We start from the raw sequence: 2,016 nt of genomic DNA on the forward strand, positions 1-2,016 counted from the left end.
GAGGTGACCCTGGGCGACATCGAGCAGGCCAACCGCCTGACGCACGAGGTGCTGGGCCGCAGCCTGGACGAGCTGCCGCCGCAGACCAGGCGTTTGCTGACGCTCGTTGCCGGCATGGTCGGCGAGTGTGGCGCCGCGCTTGAGCAGGCGCGCAGGGATATCCGCTTTAGCCGCAAGGACGTGCGCGAGAAAACCGGCTGGGGCGACACCCAGCTCAAGATCCACCTGGGCCGCCTGGCCGAACTGGAATACCTGCTGGTGCACCGGGCAGAACGCGGACAGGGACACGTGTACGAGCTGCTGTATGACGGCGACGGCAGCACGGGGCCGCACCTGATCGGCCTGCTCGATGCGGGCGCATTGGGTAGATACGACAAGCGGCGGTCGGGGCTGGATCAGCCGCAGTCGGCCCCCGGTCGGCCCCCGGTCGGTGGGTGGTCGGCCCCCGGTCGGGGCGGTTCATCGGGCGGGAAGCCAGCAGCGGCAAGGGCTGCTGCGGAAAACGCGGGGTTCGAGCCTGAAAATGCACGTCATGGCGCGAATGGACACGCGCCGGTCGTAACCGTACTGGCGGGGGATTCATGACGGGCGTGCGCAAGCCGCTGCACGCGGGCGACCCGGCCATCGCCGGCGGCTTCCACGCTCACCTGGTCGGCTTCACCGACTGGCTGGGCGCGATGCGCTACTCGGAGCACACGATCAAGACGCGGCGCACCGATCTGGGTTACTTCATCGAATGGTGCGAGGAACGCGGGATTCGCACGCCGCTGGAGGTGACGCGGGCCATGCTGGAGCGCTACCGCCAGTACGTGTTTGCGTATCGGCGCCAGCGCGACGGCCTGCCGCTGTCGTTCAACTGCCAGGGCACGCGGCTGGTGGCGGTGCGCGTGTTCTTCCGCTGGATGACGCGCCAGCACCACCTGCTGTTCAACCCGGCCGGCGAACTGGACCTGCCGAAGAAGGAGACGCGCTTGCCGCGCCATGTGCTGAGCGTGGCCGAGGTGGCGCAGATCATCAATGCGGCCGATCTGGATGCGGCCTTCGGGCTGGGCCTGCGCGACCGCGCCATCCTGGAGACGCTGTACAGCACCGGCATGCGGCGCGCCGAGCTGGTGGCGCTGGACGTGGTCGACGTCGACGTGGAGCGCGGCACGGTGTTGATCCGGCTCGGCAAAGGGAAGAAGGACCGGATGGTGCCGGTCGGGGCGCGGGCGCTGGCGTGGATTGCCAGGTATGCGGACGAGGTGCGCGCCGACCAGGCCGATGACGCGACGGCGCTGTTCCTGACCAGGCAGGGCCTGCGGCTGACGGGCAAGCAGCTCTCGAGCATCGTCAAGAAGGCGATTGACGGGGCGAAGCTGGAACGCGTGGCAGCAGGCGGGCCGCTGAACAGTTCGTGCCATCTGTTTCGTCATGCGTGCGCGACGCACATGCTCGAGAACGGGGCGGATATCCGCTACATCCAGGCGCTGCTGGGACATGCCGACCTGGGCACGACTGAGATCTACACGCGCGTGGCGATCATGAAGCTGAAGCAGGTGCACGAGGCGACGCATCCGGCGCGATTGCAGGGTGCGTTACGGCGTAACGATGCTGATTGAAAGGAACGATGATGCCGAAGACTTCTGCGGAGAGACAGGCCGCCTACCGCGCGCGCCGGCCGATGGTGGGCAGCAGCGGGGAGCGCAGGCTCAACACTTGGGTGAGCACGGCTGCGCACCTTGCCCTGGAACGTATCGCGGCGCGTGACGGCGTAACGCAGCGTGTGGTGCTGGAACGGCTGCTGCGGATCGAGGATGACCGGATCCTGGCCGGCCTGACGCCGCACACGCCAGAGTGGGACGCCTACCTCGGCATGAAGTGATCGTTACGGCGTAACGGAGGCTGCCTTGCTTGGCGGACACGAGCGCGAAACCCACTGTCCAGCCGCTGCGCGGTACTGCCAGCCGCGACGCGGAAGGCAACGGCCACGCTCGGATCGAGTCAGGTCAATAGCGCGCGCTCCCGCGCCTTGCA

At 67.9% G+C, this 2,016-nt stretch carries 2 protein-coding genes and 1 pseudogene; all 3 read left to right on the forward strand.

From position 1 onward, the window contains the following. A pseudogene (locus ACP7D4_RS27900) lies at positions 1-585 on the forward strand (DNA primase); the annotation flags it as partial. Continuing rightward, positions 582-1,601 carry a site-specific tyrosine recombinase XerC gene (gene xerC, locus ACP7D4_RS27905; protein ID WP_426212684.1) on the forward strand — a complete coding sequence of 340 codons (1,020 nt, stop codon included), beginning with the start codon at positions 582-584 and terminating at the stop codon, positions 1,599-1,601. The pseudogene ACP7D4_RS27900 and the gene xerC, both read left to right, overlap by 4 nt. Before the next feature lie 11 nt (positions 1,602-1,612). Continuing rightward, on the forward strand, positions 1,613-1,864 hold the full coding sequence (locus tag ACP7D4_RS27910) for a hypothetical protein (protein ID WP_426212686.1): 252 nt from the start codon (positions 1,613-1,615) through the stop codon (positions 1,862-1,864). The last annotated feature ends 152 nt before the right edge of the window (positions 1,865-2,016 follow it).

This window comes from Massilia sp. TWP1-3-3, from assembly GCF_049897805.1.
Lineage (GTDB): Bacteria > Pseudomonadota > Gammaproteobacteria > Burkholderiales > Burkholderiaceae_D > Telluria_A.